Genomic DNA, 16979 nt, shown 5'->3' on the forward strand with positions numbered 1-16979 from the left:
TCAGCATCGACAAGTGCGGTAGCAAGTGCTTCGGCATCAACTAGCGCAGTAGCCTCAGCGTCAGTTTCAGCCTCAGTGAGCACATCAGTTTCAAATTCAGCATCGACAAGTACTTCGATTTCTGTTTCAAATTCAGCAAACCATTCGAACTCACAAGTTGGAAATACTTCTGAATCAACAGGTAAATCTCAAAAAGAATTGCCAAATACAGGTACAGAAGCTTCCAAATCATCTGTACTCCTTGGAGCTTTGGCAGCTGTGACTGGTTTAGGTCTGTTTGCAAAACGCCGTAAACGTGATGATGAAGAGTAATCGGATTAAAAATACATAGAAAGTATTATTATTTCGATTTATGAAGAATCCCTTGGATGAAAAATCATCCAGGGGATTTTTTGCGTTTTAAAGGTTAAGAGAAACAGAAAAATAGCATAAAAAATGTTATAATAGTAAGAAAGGAGAACGATTACATGACTGAAAAAATTACGGTAATTGTACCAGTTTATAATGTTGAAAATTACCTAGAAAAATGTTTGGATAGTTTAATTAATCAAACTTATAAAAATCTTGAGATAATTGTAATCAATGATGGTTTTACAGATAATTCGGGTGAAATTTGTCAAGAGTATGCACAAAAAGATAATCGAATTGTCTATATTGAAAAAGAGAATGGTGGTTTATCAGATGCGAGAAATGTAGGTCTGGACAAGATGACTGGTTCCTATGTAACTTTCATTGATTCTGATGATTGGGCTGAATTAGATTATGTAGAAATCCTTTACAAAAAAATAATTGAGTATCAGGCAGATATTTCTGTTGGAAATTATTATTCTTACAATGAAGATGAGGAAACATATTATTTCCATATATATGGGGATTCCTACTATGAGAAAGTATATGACAATATTTCTATTTTTGAAAACTTATATGAATCTCAAGAAATGAAGAGTTTTGCTTTGATATCTGCTTGGGGCAAACTCTATAAAGCGAAATTGTTTGATTATCTCAGGTTTGAGAAAGGTAAACTCGGCGAAGATGGTTATTTTAATCAAAAAATGTACTTATCTGTAAATAAAGTAGTTTATTTAAATAAAGGTTTGTACGCATATCGCCAGAGAAGTGGAAGTATTACAAAAACTTGGACAGAAAAGTGGATGCATGCCTTGGTTGATGCTATGTCTGAGCGTATTACACTACTAGCTAATATGGGTTATCCACTTGAGAAGCACTTAGCAGTTTATCGTCAGATGTTGGAAGTCAGTCTCGCGAACGGTCAAGCTAGTGGTTTATCTGACACAGCAACGTATAAAGAGTTTGAAATGAAAAGAACTCTTTTGAATCAGTTATCAATACAGGAGCAAAAGGAAAAGAAAGCCATTGTTCTCGCAGCAAATTATGCCTATGTCGAGCAGGTCATGACGACTATTAAGTCTATTTGCTATCATAATCGTTCGATTCGGTTTTATCTGATTAATAGTGATTTTCCAAATGAATGGTTGAAACAATTGAATAAGCGATTAGAAAAGTTTGATTCAGAAATTATCAATTGCAGGGTTACGTCTGAGCAAATTTCGCGTTATAAAACGGATATTAGTTACACTGTTTTTTTGCGTTATTTTGTGGCTGATTTTGTGAAAGAAGACAAGGCTCTTTATTTGGACTGCGATTTAGTGGTAACGAAAAATCTAGATGACTTGTTTGCTACAAATTTACAGGACTATCCTTTGGCTGCTATTCGAGATTTTGGAGGCAGAGCCTATTTTGGTCGAGAAATCTTTAATGCAGGTGTTCTCTTGATTAATAATGCTCTTTGGAAGCAAGAGAATATAACTCAAAAGTTGATTGATTTAACCAATGAATGGCATGATAAAGTGGATCAGGCTGATCAAAGTATTTTAAATATGCTTTTTGAAAATAAATGGCTAGAACTAGATTTTGATAATAATCATATTGTCATTCATGAACGTTTCGCAAACTATCGTTTTCCAAATGGTCAAGAATATCCAGGGATCATCCATTATTTATCAGAGAGAAAGCCTTGGCAGGTACATGCTGGACAAACCTATCGTGATGTTTGGTGGTATTACCATGATATGGAATGGACAGAGTTAGGAAAAAATCATCATTTACATTCTCTTAAAAAATTGCATATTTATCCTATTAAATTTCCGTTTTCTTGTTTGATTTATACAGCTTCAGATCAAATTGAGCAGTTGGAAACACTAATAGTGGCTTTACCAGAAGTGCAATTTAAGATTGCAGCAAGGGTAATCGTTAGTGAGAATCTTTCTAGATTTGTTGTGTATCCAAATGTCACTGTCTATTCTGGAACAGTATCTTTAGAGGAATTGGATAGAGAATTGGTAGAGACGAGTCAAGTACTTTTAGATATCAACTATGGTGAGAAGGAAGTAGAGATATTAGAGCAGTTTATTTCCCAAAATAAACCAATTTTAGCCTTTGAAAATACAAAATCGTATGAAGCGAATCAAGAGATATATCAGATTGATCAAGTTTCAGAAATGATAGAGAGAATAAGAGAGTTAAATAGATGAGGAAAAATACTGTGCGAGGCGATGCACTAATTTTAACTGTAAGTGATCAGATTGAACAATTAGAATATATTTTAGAAAACTTACCAGATATTTGTTTTCATATTGCAGCTCCTGTACACTTTTCTGAAAAGATAGGAGTACTGGAGTCAAAATACAATGTCCGTCTCGTGACAGTTACAACTGATCAGCAAATTGACTTTCTAGTGAATATGTGTGATTTCTTACTAGATATCAATCATTTTCAAGAAGTGAATGCTATTGTATCGAGATTTTTGCAGGTTGAGAAACCTGCCTTTGCTTTTGATAATACAGTCCATGGAAATCAGGGGCAGGAAGTTTTTCTATCAAGTACACCAGATAAATTGGTTTCTAGAGTGAAAGAGTATCTGAATGAAGTCAGAGTATGTACCAATCATCAAGAAAATATCATCCAAGATGGAAATTGGAATGTATTTCAAATTGATAGTAAAGCTAGTCTAATTGTGGGAAGCAATGTCATTTGTAGAAATTTTGAGAATTTCCATGTTTCTTCAGGGAAGTTAATACTGCATGATGGTGTCTTTATTAATAACTCTTGTAGTTTCAACTGTATGGAAAGAATTGAAATCGGTTCTGGAACTATGATGGGAGAGGGAGTTCGTTTTTACGACCATGATCATATCTACACAGCTGAGAAAATCGAAAAATGGCAGTGGACTACAGCACCAGTTAGAGTTGGAAGAGATTGTTGGATAGGAAGTAATGTCACGATTTTAAAAGGAGTGACTATTGGGGATAATACCATTATAGGTGCAGGATGCTTAGTGCGTAAAGATATTCCGGCTAATAGTGTGGTTTATAATGATGGGAATCTTATTGTAAAAGAAAGAGGATAATTTGGAGCTATGGATATAAAAAAAGCGATCGTTTTAGGAGCAGATAATAATTATCGTGACAAGTTGGAAACGACTATTAAATCTATTTGTTATCATAATAAGGATTTGAAATTTTACATTTTTAACGAAGATATTCCCAAAGAGTGGTTCTGTCTCATGGAAAAGAAATTGGGGAAAATAAACTGTGAAATTTTAAATATAAGGATTGATGCAGAAAAAGTAAAACATTTTTCTACTCCTAATAAGCATATTAGATATATGACCTATTTTCGCTATTTTATTCCTGAAATTGTGGAAGAAAGTAGGGCTTTATACTTAGATTGTGATATGATCGTTCACAAAAGCTTGGATAAGTTATTTGAAATATCTTTTGATGGAAACTATATTCTCGCTGTTCGGGACTCATGGGATGTAAATTCTTTTAATGCAGGAATGATGGTTGTTAATGTTGACAAATGGGTGTCAGAAAATATTTGTCAGCAATTGCTAGATTTAACTCATGAAAAACACCAAGAAGTATATGGAGATCAAGGGGTTTTAAATTTATTATTTAAAGATAAATGGAAAGAGTTAACTCCCTATTTTGATTTTATGGTTGGGCTAGATGCAGAAATTTTTTATGAAAAAAGACCAGATTGGTTTTTACAGAAATGGGATGTGTCATATGAGCCGGCTATTATCCATTTTGAAGGAAAACATAAACCATGGAATCATTCGATAAAAACAAGATATCGAGAATTATGGTGGTTTTACAATGGTTTAGATTGGCAAACTATTTTATCAGAAAAGGATACAAAACCGACATCGTTTAGTGACATCGCAACAGTTAGTTTATTTCATACAGCTATCTTTACAGATACGCAAGAGTTGGAACATATAGAATATCTTGTAGAAAAACTTCCAAATGTCCATTTTCATATTTTTGCTCATAGTTATTTTGGATCGAGAGTATTTAATTTAGAAGTTTTTAAGAACGTATCACTTTATCCTAATTATACTTCATATCAATCTCAAGAAATTCTGAGTAAGTTAGATTTTTATTTAGATATTAATCATTATCAGGAAATAGATAACATTCTTTCAGTGGTTAAACAGTTATCAAAACCAATATTTGCATTTGAAAATACTAGCCATGATGCGAATAATCGAAGTCATATATTTTCTTCGGCAGAGCCGGAGAAAATGGTAGAGTCTATTAGACAATTCTTAGGAGAATAGTTGAATTGCTTATGAATGAATTAATTAGTATCATAGTTCCAATTTATAATGTTGAAAATTATTTGAGACAGTGTTTAGATAGTATTCAGAATCAGACTTATCAAAATTTTGAGTGTTTATTAATCAATGACGGTTCTCCAGATAATTCTGCTGATATTTGTAGAGAGTATCTTGAGAAGGATTCTCGGTTCAAATATTTTGAGAAAGAAAATGGTGGAGTATCATCAGCTAGAAATTTAGGTATTGAATGTTCGGGGGGGGACGTACATTACTTTTATTGATGCAGATGATTGGGTGGATTCTGACTATTTAGAAGTCCTTTACAATGCGCTTATAGATGAGAATGCAGACATATCAGTATCTACTTATAAAAGGTTTCATATGGCGGATAATTGCTGGTATATTCATTCTTTTCAGAGGGGATATGAAAAAAGAGTATTTACAAATCAAGAATTAATTGATGAATTTATAGATTTAGATACATTTGATTATTCCTATCGTTATGTATGTGGCAAATTAGTTCGCAAATGTCTGTTAGATAAGATCGCTTTTAACGAAATGACAACCCTTGGTGAAGATATGGAATTTTGGCTAAAATTATATCTTATTTCTAACAAAGTTGTGTTCGTTAATAGAGATAGCTATATATATCGTTTAGATAATGTTGACAGACATTTTGGGTTAGAAAAAATTCGTAGTGATATTCAACAGCGATTGAATTTTATCGCATTTCTTGCAGTTAGAGGTGTAAATGTATCAAAATATGTAAAAACTTGTTTATCTTTAATTACAAGTCAAGTTGCGAGACTAAAGGAGTCGCCTGAATATGATACATCTGAAACAATAAGGTGGCTTCATGAGGTTATGTTTTTACTAGAGGAGAAAAGCGAATCATAAAATGTTGGAAAATGAATTAATCAGCATTGTAATTCCAATTTACAATGTAGAAAATTATTTGAGACAATGCTTGGATAGTATTGTTGCTCAAACATATCAAAATTTCGAGTGTTTATTAATCAATGATGGTTCACCTGATCATTCAGCGGATATTTGCAGAGAATATGTTTCTAAAGATTCTCGTTTTCGTTATTTTGAAAAGGAAAATGGTGGGGTGTCCTCTGCAAGAAATCTGGGAATTGAGCATTCTAAAGGAGAGTATATTACTTTTATTGATTCGGATGATTGGGTAGATTCTGATTATTTAGAAGTTTTATATACGACTCTTTTAGAAGAAGGAGCAGATATAGCTGTCTCGACATATAAAAAATTCAATATAAAAGATAATTGTTTCTACTTTCATATTTTTCAAAGAGGATATGATAAAAAGACATTTACAGGTCAAGAATTGATTGATAATTTGCAAGCATTGTCTTCTTTTGATCATTCTTATAGCTCTACCTGGGGGAAATTGGTTAAGAGTGTAAGAGTGGAAACTATTCGTTTCAATGAAGAAACAACTTTAGGAGAAGATATGGAATTTTGGTATAAATTATATCTAATTTCTGATAAAATTGTATATGTAAACAAAGATAATTACATTTATCGAACTAGTAGTGATGAATACAAACATTTTGAATTAGAAAAAATTAGGAGTGATATTCAACAACGATTGAATTTTATTGCATTTCTAACTGCTAGAAAGTTAGAAGTTAGTTCGTATGTAGATGACTGTATTGTGTATCTTCGCTATTTAGTTGACAAGATAAAATTCGAGGAATTGGAATTTACTCAAACTGCAAGATGGTTGCAAGAGGTACTATTTCTATTAGAAGGATAATATATTAGTCTGTAGGTCAAGAAAAAGTTTTTGTAGATGTTGAGAGGATTGTTTGAAATCACGAACTAGGAAAAAAGATATGATAGAAAGTGGAGAGAAATGAAGCTACATATTACCAATCTGTATGGGATGGCTCGAGAAAGTACAGCAACCATTGCTCAAAATGCTGTTCAAAAGATAGCTAGTCAACTAGGATTTAGAGAGTTAGGGATTTATTTTTACCATGCATCAGCTGAAACTGTAGAAGAGAGAAGTAGAAGATTAGACGGGATTCTAGCAAGTGTTTCAATGGGAGATGTAGTGGTTTTTCAAACACCTACTTGGAATGGTCTAGAGTTTGAAAGAGAATTTTTAAGTAAGTTGAAACTTCTCAATGTGAAAATCATAGTATTTGTTCATGATGTGATTCCTCTGATGTTTAAAGCAAATGAATTTCTGATGCAGGATTATATCAATCTTTACAACATGGCAGATAGCATCATCTTACCATCAGAAGCTATGAAAGAGAAACTACTTCAACAAGGATTGAATGTTAAAAAAATCATTTTTCAAAGAATGTGGGATCATCCTCATGATTTGGACTTACATGAACCTATATTTAAAAAAGAAATTTATTTTGCAGGAAATTTAAGTCGTTTCCCAGAATTAAAAACTTGGGAAGGTACAATTCCGCTAACAGTATTTACAAATGAAGAACCCTTTCCTTTATCGAATCAAGTTTATATTGCGGGTTGGAAGACGGATGAAGAAATGCTTTTAGAATTATCGAAGGGCGGATTTGGACTTGTTTGGACTACATATCAAAATGAAGAACAAAATGTAGATTACTACAGTATGAATGTTTCTTATAAATTGAGTACTTATTTAGCGGCAGGTATCCCTGTCATTATTCCTACTACCTTGTCTAACTCGGACTTTATAGTAGAGCAAGGATTGGGATTTGTAGTTGATAACTTAAAAGAAGCGAACCTTTTGGTGGAACAATTATCAGAGGAAGCCTATCTTCAAATGTGTAGTAGAGTGCGTTATTTTTCCTTTTTACTAAGTCAAGGTTTTTTTGCAAAACAGTTCTTATTGCAAGCAGTTTTTGAAATAGGGATAAAAAAAAATCATGCACTACGAGGCTTGCAACTCCTTACAGTTACCAATAGTCAGGATTTAGAACAGATTGAATATCTGGTAGAACATCTTCCTGAATGTGATTTTAGTATTGTGGCAAGAACTGTGATGGGGCCGCGTTTAACCGATTTAGCTGAGAAAGAAAATGTCTATCTATATCCTGCTTCGGATTCAGAACAAATTGAGAAAATACTGGATAAAGCTGATCTATATTTGGATATTAACTATGGTGGGGAAGTAGATGGTATATTTAATGGCTTATTAGAAAAAAATATTCCTTGTTTTGCTTTTTATAAAACACAAAATGGAGAAAGAGGGCAATATCTCTTTTCTATCAAAAATGTTGATGCTATGGTAACTGCAATAAGGAATTATGCAGAAACAAAACAATTGCCCAATAAACCATTTGATTTTGAGGTGCAGACCATAGATGAAACGCTTGATTATATTCTGGAGCATCAATCTTCAATCGCTCGATTTGGTGATGGCGAGGCTGCAATCATGCTAGGTCAATCTATTAATTATCAGAAATATGACCCTAAACTTGCAGAAGAATTGAAATTTATTTTTAATCAAGAAAGTAGTCCTACATTAATTATTGGTTTACAAGAAGGATTGAAAAATCGTTTCTCTTTTGTTCCAGATGCTCTAGCTTTTTGGAGACAATATCTAGAGGATTATGAGGAATTTTATCTAGATTATTGTAAAAATACTTGGTACGGCTCAACTTTTATTTCCAGGCCTTATATTGATTTTTTAGATAAATCAAAAGCAAAATCTCAGTTTGAAAAGTTGAAAAAACTATGGGAAGGAAGAGATATCCTTATCGTAGAAGGATATACTTCTAGATCTGGGGTAGGAAATGATTTATTTGATGGCGCCAAGAGTATCAAGCGAATTATTTGCCCATCTCGCCATGCTTATGATAAGAAAAATGAGATAATGGAAGCAATAATAAACCATGCTGATGGACGTTTGGTTTTGTTAATGCTTGGTCCTACAGCTAAGGTTTTAGCCTATCAACTTGCTATCAAGGGTATGCAGGCCATTGATATCGGACATGTCGATTCTGAGTATGAGTGGATGCAGATGGGAGCTGAAAATAAGGTTTTATTACACAATAAACATACTGCAGAATTTAATCTAGATACAGAAATAGAATTAGCAGATGATGAAGCATATTTGAGTCAAGTTGTTGTAGACTTGAGTGCAGAATAGTATTAATCATGGAATTTCGGAGGAGAAATGACATCAGATAGAATTGCAATCGTTTTGATTGCTGATCAAGCTTACACAGAACAATTGACTGTGACCATGAAATCTATCATGTATCATAATAAATCCGTTGATTTTTATATTATTAATCAAGGAATTATGACAGACTGGTTTAGAAAAGTTAGACGTGTCGCAAAAATTTTAGGAGGAGCTGTCTACAGTATTCCGTTTGATACGGAAAAAATATCTTGTAAATTAGGAATTTCAAACCATAGCAGTCTAATTGCTTATGTCAAATATTTTATAGCAGATTTAGTGGATAGAGAGAAGGTTCTCTATATCGATAGTGATACTGTCATAAATGGTGATTTAAAGTCTATTTTTTCAATAGATTTAAGTGGGTTTCCAGTTGCTGCTGTAAGAGATATAGATGGAGGTTATAATACTGGTGTTTTGCTTATAGATATTGCTAAATGGAGAGAATTAAGCATTTCGGAACAATGTCTAGAGATTTGTTCAAATAAGAAAAATGAACAATTAGAGTTAGAAGATTTTAAGAATTCTCAGTCGATTTTTAATCAGTTATTTCAAGATAATTGTTTAGAATTAGCTAAGCGTTACAATGTTCAAGTAGGGTATGATTTGGTTGCTTTTTATAATAATTGGCAGGAACATTTTAATCTAGAATATAATCCGCTTGTTATTCATTATACAACGAATAGAAAGCCGTGGAATAGTTCTGTCTCCTATAGATTTCGTGAAAAATGGTGGGATTTCTATCATCTTGATTTTCAACAGTTGCTAGCCCATCATCTTGATGATTTTAGTTTTGTAAAGGATAAGAAACAAGGTCTCGATTTCTTTACTTTTACAACAACAGAGAGCTTTGAAGGCATTGAACATTTAGCAACAACATTTCCAGAACATCGCTTTCATATAGCAGCTTATACTGCTGTAGGTCCATATTTAAATTCATTGGGACAGTTTGATAATATTTATCTGCACCCAGAGTGCACCACAGCTACCTTGGAGGAACTATTTAAGGGTATAGATGCTTATTTGAATATTAATTATGGGGACGTAGATGAAACCATTTTAAGAAGCATGGAAGAGCTGAATAAACCTATTTTTTCATTCTATGCTACGCATAAGGGAAAGGTGCCTCAGTATTTATTTCTGAGAAAAGAAATTGAAAAGCTGGAGGATGCGATTCGCCTATTTTCTGAAATTGGGGCAGAGAGATTTAATCAGGCTTTTGAACAGGAAGAATTGTTTGATATTACAGTCATGTCTATAGATGAGACCTTGGATGAGCTTATAGCAACAGATAAATCTTTGGTTCGATTTGGAGATGGTGAGTTTAGTCTGATAAACGGAAATAGTATTGCATATCAGGAGTATAGCGAAGAATTAGCTCAAGAAATGAGAGAAATTTTGATAAATGCAGATAAGGAAGATAATGTACTTGTGTGTTTACCAGAAATTTTTGAAATTTTTAAGGGAAATTTTCTCCAAAATAAAGATTCAGAAAATTTTTGGAAAAATGAGTTAGATTATCATGGAAGGTTTTTCAAAGAGATTTGTCAGGCTAAGAAATATGGGTCAACCTGGATTTCAAGATTTTATATTGATAACAAAGATAAGAGTCAAGCTACTACCCAATTTGAAAAAATCAAGGCCTTATTTGCAGATGAGGATATACTTATTGTAGAGGGAGCGACTACACGAGCAGGAGTTGGTAATGATTTATTTAACAATGTTCGCTCTATAAAACGCATTATTTGTCCTTCCCACCATGCTTTTTCAAAGGTGGATGTTATTCAACAAACCGTTTTAAATCACGCGGCGGGACGACTAATTTTACTGATGCTTGGTCCAACAGCCAAAATATTGGCTTATCGGTTATCTAGATTAGGGTATCGTGCCTTAGACTTTGGCCATATTGATTCTGAATATGAGTGGATGCAAATGGGAGCAGAGACAAAGGTACAGTTAAAACATAAGCATACAGCAGAATTTAATTTTGACCAAGGGATTGAATTTATAGAGGATGAAAATTATAACAATCAAATTGTTGCAGACTTGACTAAGTAGAGAGGTATAAATATATGGATGTTCCATTGATTTCGGTTATTATTCCTGTGTATAATGTAGAGGAATACATTGAACATTGTATTAAAAATATTTTGCTACAGACATATACGAATATAGAGGTTATCATTGTCAACGATGGTAGTCTTGATGATAGTATCACTATTGCAAAGAAATTGACAGAAGGTGACTCTCGTTTTATCTTTCTTGATAAGGAAAATGGTGGACAGTCGGATGCTCGAAATGCAGGATTAGATATTGCGACGGGTGATTATATCTTTTTCTGTGATCCAGATGACTTTATGTTTGAGAAGAGTATTGAAAATCTGTATTATGCAAGTCAACTAACTGAAGCAGATATTGTCGTAGGATCATTTTGTCGTTTTGAAGAAGGTATGTTTTATTTTTATCCAAAACCAAAAGAAGACGAACTACTGTTTCCGCTCAGTGCGAGAGATGCTATACAAGGTATGGATAGCATGGAGGATTATACCCTCCTCCGCTATTCTGCAGTTTGGGGAAAATTATTCAAAAAGCATTTATTTGATGAAATTCGCTTTCCTAAGGGGAAATATGCAGAAGACCAGTTCATTATGTGGAAACTCTATCTAGCAAGTGAAAAGATGACTCGGTATGATTCAGATATTTATGCCTACAGAATCAATTTTAAAGGACTGACTCAGAACTATAACTTATCTCATTTAGATTTTATAGATGCGATTGAAGAACGTATTGAAACCTTGCTAGAGATGCCTGAGTTAGAATATCCGATGGAATTAGCCTTTAATCAGTATAAATTTGCTTTAAAGAGAAATTTATCCATGTTAGAGGGAACAGAATTTGTCCAAGAAGAAGCAATGGTGCGCGAAAAATTGGAACATGCTGAGAATGGGGACTACCTATTTTTAGAAAATAAAAGAGAGTGAGTGATGGAAAATCAATTAATCAGTGTTATCGTGCCGGTTTACAATGTCGAAGAGTATCTCAAACAATGCTTAGATAGCATTCTAGAGCAGACCTTTAGCAATTATGAAGTTATTCTTGTAAATGATGGTTCGACAGATAGCTCAGGCCTAATTTGTCAAGAATACGCCGAAAAAGATGCACGTATTCGTTATTTTGAAAAAGAAAATGGAGGTCTTTCGGATGCTCGAAATTATGGAATTGAACAGGCGCAAGGAGAATATCTTACCTTTGTTGATTCAGATGATTTTTTAGACACAGCACATCTGACTATTCTTTATAATGCATTAGTAAACAATGATGCAGACATCTCTATCGCAAACTATGCTAATTATCAAACCTCCACTGCGACTTTCTATCTTCATACATTCGGAGAATATTATGAAAAAACTTATACTTCAGAAGAATTGATTGATGATTTATCATTTCTTGAAAGAAATGATTTATCTTTTTCTACCATCTGGGGTAGCTTATATAAGAAAAGTGTATTTTCATTTTTACGCTTTCCCAAAGGTGTGATAGGTGAGGATGTTGCATTGATCTATAAAATATATACTCAAGTAGATAAGATTGTATATGTTCATAAAGATACTTATATTTATAGAGAAAATGACTCTGGAATATCAAAGAGCAAAATATATCCCCTTGTCACAGCACAGTTAAATCATGTAGCAGAGCGCTTAGCTCTTTTAGCTATTATGGGATATGATGTGACGAAGCATTTTGATCGCTATAGAACATTTTTAGAAATTACTGAATACAATATGAGAATGGTATGGGGTATGGAAGATACAGAAACATATCGTCATATTAAGGAAAATTTACAACTTATCTCTTCTAACAAGAGTTAAGGAAGCAAAGGAAGTGTAATGTTAGAAACAATCAGCATCATTATTCCTATTTATAATGTGGAATCCTATCTCAGAAAATGCTTAGATAGTATAATTGAACAATCTTTTCCTTATTTTGAATTGCTTTTAATAAATGATGGCTCTACTGATGCTTCAACTCAGATTTGTCAAGAGTATGTGGAAAAAGATGACAGAATCCGTTATTTTGAAAAAGAAAACGGTGGAGTTTCTTCAGCTCGTAATTTTGGAATCAAACATTCGAGGGGTGAGTACATTACATTTATTGATTCGGATGATTGGATTGAACCAAATTATTTAGAGATTTTATACAAAACAATAAAAGAGCAAGAGGCGGATATCGTGGTTACAAATTATTACACGTTTCGTGAAGAGGATGCAATGTTTTTATTTCATGTCGCTGAAACAAATGAACCTCTTGTATTTCAACCCAATGATTCCTTTTTTAACTATATGTTTTCAACCTTTGGTACAGATATAGCTTGGGGGAGCTCTTGGAGTAAATTATTTAAAAAATCTCTGTTTGACCGCCTTTGTTTTTCCGAAGACATATCTTGGGCAGAAGATTTTGATTTAATGTATAAATTATTTTTGATTTCTGAACGTATTATCTATCTTCATAAAGCCCCATATTGTTATCGTGACCGTGGAGATAGTGCTTCTAAAGCACCAGGGGAGGAACCTATTTGTCAAAGTTTAGAAGTTTCAGAAGGTCGTTTACTTACCCTTGCTTTGGCAGGAATTGATTTGACGGAAGCTAGAAAGCATCACATTGGGTTATTACAGTGGATGAAGTATAATATGGGAACAGTATGGGATATGTCTGATACGGTCACCTTTAAAAAAATAGAGCAGCAATTATGGCTACTAGATTTAAAAAATAGAGGTAAGAGTACCTAGACAGTCTTTATAGTTTTATATAGAAATAGTAAGGAAAGTGAGAAATATATTGAAAACAGAAACAATATCAATCATTGTACCCATCTATAATGCAGAGAATTATCTGAAATCGTGTTTGGATAGTGTACTTTCACAAACCTTTAAGGATTTTGAAGTTTTAATGGTCAATGATGGCTCTATAGATAATTCAGCAACCATCTGTCAAGATTACGCAGAACGTGACAGCCGTTTCCGATATTTTGAAAAGGTAAATGGAGGCTTATCTGATGCTCGAAACTATGGACTAGATAGGGCAAAGGGAGCTTATATCACCTTTCTAGATGCAGATGATTTTCTTTTTGAAACCTACCTAGAAAAATTATATCAAGCGAGTCGTCTAAGTGATTCTGATATACTAATTGGAGGTTATTGTCGCTTTGATGGCTCTGATTTCTATTTTTATAATGATCATTTTAAGAGTGAATCCTTAATTTCTTTCACATCAGCGCAAGCGATTCAAGTATTAGATTCTATGCTGGATGTTCCTTTTTTGACTTTTTCTACTGCTTGGGGAAAGCTGTTTAAACGAGGTTTGTTCGATGAGCTCCGTTTTCCATATGGAAAATATGCTGAGGACCAATTTTTAATTTGGAAACTCTATATGAGAGCTGACAACATTCATGTTTTTAACAATGCGTCTTATGTTTATCGAATGAATCCTTCAGGATTATCTAGCGTTTTTTCTCTCAAACATTTAGATTATATTGACGCGATTGAAGAACGGATAAGAGCAACAAAGGATTTAGCAGGGATCAATATTCAACATTCCTTTAACATGTATGACTATGTCTTACAGAGAATGTTAGGACAGTTGGAAGCACATCAATTTTTAGATGAAGCAGAGCAAGTACGTGAAAAATTGGAATTAGCAGAACGAACGGAATATCCCTTTTTGCTAGAAAATAAAAATGATTTAATTAGTATTATCGTCCCTATTTATAATGTTGAAAAGTATCTTCGAATGTGTTTAGATAGTATTGAAAATCAAACTTATTCAAATATAGAAGTTCTATTGATAGATGATGGTTCGACAGATGACTCGTGTAAGATTTGTCAGGAATATGTTTCTAGAGACAGCCGTTTCCGATATATTAAAAAGGAAAATGGTGGAGCTTCTGATGCGAGAAATTTTGGAATAGCTAGAGCAAAGGGAGAGTATTTATCTTTTGTTGACTCAGATGATTGGCTTTCCCTCACTTATGTGGAAGACCTATATCAGACTTCAATTCGGACACATTCAGATACTGTAGTGTCACATTATACTATCTATAGTGAGAAAGATAGACACTATCATGTGCATATATGGGATGATTATTATGAGAAAACATATACTGGTGAAGAGCTGGTATTGAGTCTACCATCATTAGAACTAAATGGATATGTATATATAACTAGTTGGGGAATTTTGTTTAAGAAGGAATTGTTTAATCATATTAGATTTCCTAAAGGAAAATCAATAGAAGATTCTTGGACAAATTATAAATTATTTTTTCAATCAAATCTTGTTACATATATTCACAAAGAAATTTACTATCATAGGGAAGGCATAGAGAGTGTTGGAAGTAGTGTCAATGAAAAACTGCTAACCGATGTTTTAGAATGCTTGTTAGAAAGATTAGCAATTTATACTATAAAGGGCTGGAATTATGCGGAGGAAAAGGATAATGTTTTAGGGTGTTTGAGATGGAGATATGAACAGGCTAAAGAAGAAGGATTACAGGATACAGAAATTTTTAGGAGATATACAGAAATATTAGACCTTATAGATAATAATTAAAAATCAAGGGTGTTCAATGAGCTAATAGTGAATAAAAAAACAATCTATTTTATTCATTAACGTAGTATTCTTTCATTAGTACCTTAGGGAGTTATAAGCAGATTTTTTCTGCTTTTTTTGTTATAATAGCAATAGTATTTCTGTAAAAATATATTCTTTATATATGCTATTAGAACAGAGTTCTTCATCGATTTGAGAACATTTTCTATGTAAAAGATGCATGGCTTTTTTGATTATCATAAACTGTTATTTTTTAATACTGAAATAAACAAGATAAAAATGTTAAATAGTATTTTTAAAAGTATCAGAATATAAAATGAATTTTACAAAAACAAAGAATTAGGAGATTGAGAGGATAAGTTTTGAAAAACTTTTTTTCGTCTGTTGTATTAAAAAAAGGATTTATGACGATTTTTTTTATTCTTATTTATATTGTAGGAAGCAGACTAACATTACCTTTTGTTGACCTAAATAGTAAAGATTTTTTAGGAGGTTCAACAGCCTATCTAGCCTTCTCAGCCGCCCTTACAGGTGGGAACCTAAGAAGTTTATCGCTTTTTTCTATAGGATTATCACCTTGGATGTCCGCGATGATTTTATGGCAGATGTTTTCTTTTTCGAAAAAGTTAGGCTTGAATTCTACAGCGATTGAAATTCAAGATCGTCGAAAAATGTATCTGACCTTGCTGATTGCTGTTATTCAATCTTTGGCAATTTCTCTAAGTTTACCGATACAAGCATCCTATTCTTCGGTCTTGGTTATACTTATAAATACCTTATTACTAATAGCGGGGACCTTTTTTCTGGTGTGGTTGTCAGATTTGAATGCCAGTATGGGGGTAGGGGGATCCATTGTCATTCTCTTATCTAGTATTATCATCAATATTCCCCAGGATGTTATTGAAACTTTTAAACTGGTTCATATCCCAACAGGGATTGTTGTCTTGCTTATTTTTATGACCGTTATATTTTCTTACTTGCTTTCCATTATGTATCGTGCGCGTTATCTAGTGCCAGTCAATAAGATAGGACTTCACAATCGTTTTAAACGCTATTCTTATCTCGAAATCATGTTGAATCCTGCAGGTGGAATGCCTTATATGTATGTGATGAGTTTTCTTAGTGTACCAACTTATCTATTCATCTTATTAGGCTTTCTTTTCCCCGACGCTTCAGGACTGACGAGATTATCTAAGGAATTTATGATTGGAAAACCTTTGTGGGTCTATGTTTATATTTCGGTCTTATTTTTATTTAGTATCATTTTTGCATTTGTGACAATGAATGGTGAAGAGATTGCAGATCGCATGAAAAAATCTGGAGAATACATTTATGGAATTTATCCAGGCGAGGACACTAGTCGATTTATTAATCGATTGGTCCTTCGTTTCTCAGTCATAGGTGGTCTCTTTAATGTGATTATGGCAGGTGGTCCCATGCTTTTTGTTTTGTATGATGAAAAGTTATTACGATTGGCAATGATTCCAGGCTTGTTCTTGATGTTTGGGGGCATGATTTTTACGATTAGAGACGAGTTCAAGGCTTTAAGGTTAAATGAAACCTATAAACCCTTGATTTAGGAGA

General features: G+C 33.2%; 12 protein-coding genes and 2 pseudogenes. All 14 read left to right on the plus strand.

Annotated elements, in window-relative coordinates:
• The coding region (locus HMPREF2701_RS01035) for an LPXTG cell wall anchor domain-containing protein (protein ID WP_148130491.1) at positions 1 to 312 on the plus strand (312 nt) is incomplete at its 5' end.
• Positions 313 to 467: 155 nt separating this feature from the next.
• Complete coding sequence (locus tag HMPREF2701_RS01040; protein WP_070481827.1) at positions 468 to 2552, plus strand: glycosyltransferase; 2085 nt, start codon at positions 468 to 470, stop codon at positions 2550 to 2552.
• A complete protein-coding gene (locus HMPREF2701_RS01045) occupies positions 2549 to 3427 on the plus strand; it encodes an acyltransferase (RefSeq protein ID WP_061590259.1) in 879 nt (292 codons plus the stop codon). The genes HMPREF2701_RS01040 and HMPREF2701_RS01045 overlap by 4 nt, the downstream gene beginning before the upstream one ends.
• A 9-nt stretch (positions 3428 to 3436) precedes the next feature.
• Positions 3437 to 4645 (plus strand): glycosyltransferase, encoded by a 1209-nt coding sequence (locus HMPREF2701_RS01050; RefSeq protein WP_061590258.1) that lies wholly within the window; start codon positions 3437 to 3439, stop codon positions 4643 to 4645.
• An 11-nt stretch (positions 4646 to 4656) separates the two neighbouring features.
• Positions 4657 to 5542 (plus strand): annotated as a pseudogene (locus HMPREF2701_RS01055) (glycosyltransferase family 2 protein).
• Between the two features lies 1 nt (position 5543).
• The gene (locus tag HMPREF2701_RS01060) at positions 5544 to 6422 is read left to right on the plus strand and encodes a glycosyltransferase family 2 protein (RefSeq protein ID WP_061590257.1); all 879 of its coding nucleotides are present in this window, start codon (positions 5544 to 5546) and stop codon (positions 6420 to 6422) included.
• A gap of 99 nt (positions 6423 to 6521) precedes the next feature.
• Positions 6522 to 7517 (plus strand): annotated as a pseudogene (locus HMPREF2701_RS11385) (sugar transferase); the annotation flags it as partial.
• Between the two features lie 375 nt (positions 7518 to 7892).
• The gene (locus HMPREF2701_RS11390) at positions 7893 to 8759 is read left to right on the plus strand and encodes an SP_1767 family glycosyltransferase (RefSeq protein WP_225902330.1); all 867 of its coding nucleotides are present in this window, start codon (positions 7893 to 7895) and stop codon (positions 8757 to 8759) included.
• Positions 8760 to 8786: 27 nt separating this feature from the next.
• A complete protein-coding gene (locus HMPREF2701_RS01070; protein WP_070481831.1) occupies positions 8787 to 10850 on the plus strand; it encodes an SP_1767 family glycosyltransferase in 2064 nt (687 codons plus the stop codon).
• Between the two features lie 14 nt (positions 10851 to 10864).
• On the plus strand, positions 10865 to 11773 hold the full coding sequence (locus HMPREF2701_RS01075) for a glycosyltransferase family 2 protein (protein ID WP_061590255.1): 909 nt from the start codon (positions 10865 to 10867) through the stop codon (positions 11771 to 11773).
• Positions 11774 to 11776: 3 nt separating this feature from the next.
• Complete coding sequence (locus HMPREF2701_RS01080) at positions 11777 to 12661, plus strand: glycosyltransferase family 2 protein (RefSeq protein WP_061590254.1); 885 nt, start codon at positions 11777 to 11779, stop codon at positions 12659 to 12661.
• 18 nt (positions 12662 to 12679) lie between these two features.
• Positions 12680 to 13579 carry a glycosyltransferase family 2 protein gene (locus HMPREF2701_RS01085; RefSeq protein WP_061590253.1) on the plus strand — a complete coding sequence of 300 codons (900 nt, stop codon included), beginning with the start codon at positions 12680 to 12682 and terminating at the stop codon, positions 13577 to 13579.
• 49 nt (positions 13580 to 13628) lie between these two features.
• On the plus strand, positions 13629 to 15395 hold the full coding sequence (locus HMPREF2701_RS10520) for a glycosyltransferase family 2 protein (RefSeq protein WP_148130492.1): 1767 nt from the start codon (positions 13629 to 13631) through the stop codon (positions 15393 to 15395).
• Between the two features lie 362 nt (positions 15396 to 15757).
• Positions 15758 to 16975 (plus strand): accessory Sec system protein translocase subunit SecY2, encoded by a 1218-nt coding sequence (gene secY2, locus HMPREF2701_RS01095; RefSeq protein ID WP_081109294.1) that lies wholly within the window; start codon positions 15758 to 15760, stop codon positions 16973 to 16975.
• Positions 16976 to 16979: the final 4 nt, after the last annotated feature.

It is taken from the genome of Streptococcus sp. HMSC077D04, from assembly GCF_001808785.1.
GTDB lineage: Bacteria > Bacillota > Bacilli > Lactobacillales > Streptococcaceae > Streptococcus > Streptococcus mitis_BX.

Coding starts and splice junctions, on each gene's coding strand:
- HMPREF2701_RS01080 (WP_061590254.1), top strand. CDS start 11,777: ATGGAAAATCAATTAATCAGTGTTATCGTGCCGGTTTACAATGTCGAA.
- HMPREF2701_RS01075 (WP_061590255.1), top strand. CDS start 10,865: ATGGATGTTCCATTGATTTCGGTTATTATTCCTGTGTATAATGTAGAG.
- HMPREF2701_RS01040 (WP_070481827.1), top strand. CDS start 468: ATGACTGAAAAAATTACGGTAATTGTACCAGTTTATAATGTTGAAAAT.
- HMPREF2701_RS01085 (WP_061590253.1), top strand. CDS start 12,680: ATGTTAGAAACAATCAGCATCATTATTCCTATTTATAATGTGGAATCC.
- HMPREF2701_RS01050 (WP_061590258.1), top strand. CDS start 3,437: ATGGATATAAAAAAAGCGATCGTTTTAGGAGCAGATAATAATTATCGT.
- HMPREF2701_RS01070 (WP_070481831.1), top strand. CDS start 8,787: ATGACATCAGATAGAATTGCAATCGTTTTGATTGCTGATCAAGCTTAC.
- HMPREF2701_RS01045 (WP_061590259.1), top strand. CDS start 2,549: ATGAGGAAAAATACTGTGCGAGGCGATGCACTAATTTTAACTGTAAGT.
- HMPREF2701_RS11390 (WP_225902330.1), top strand. CDS start 7,893: ATGGTAACTGCAATAAGGAATTATGCAGAAACAAAACAATTGCCCAAT.
- HMPREF2701_RS01060 (WP_061590257.1), top strand. CDS start 5,544: ATGTTGGAAAATGAATTAATCAGCATTGTAATTCCAATTTACAATGTA.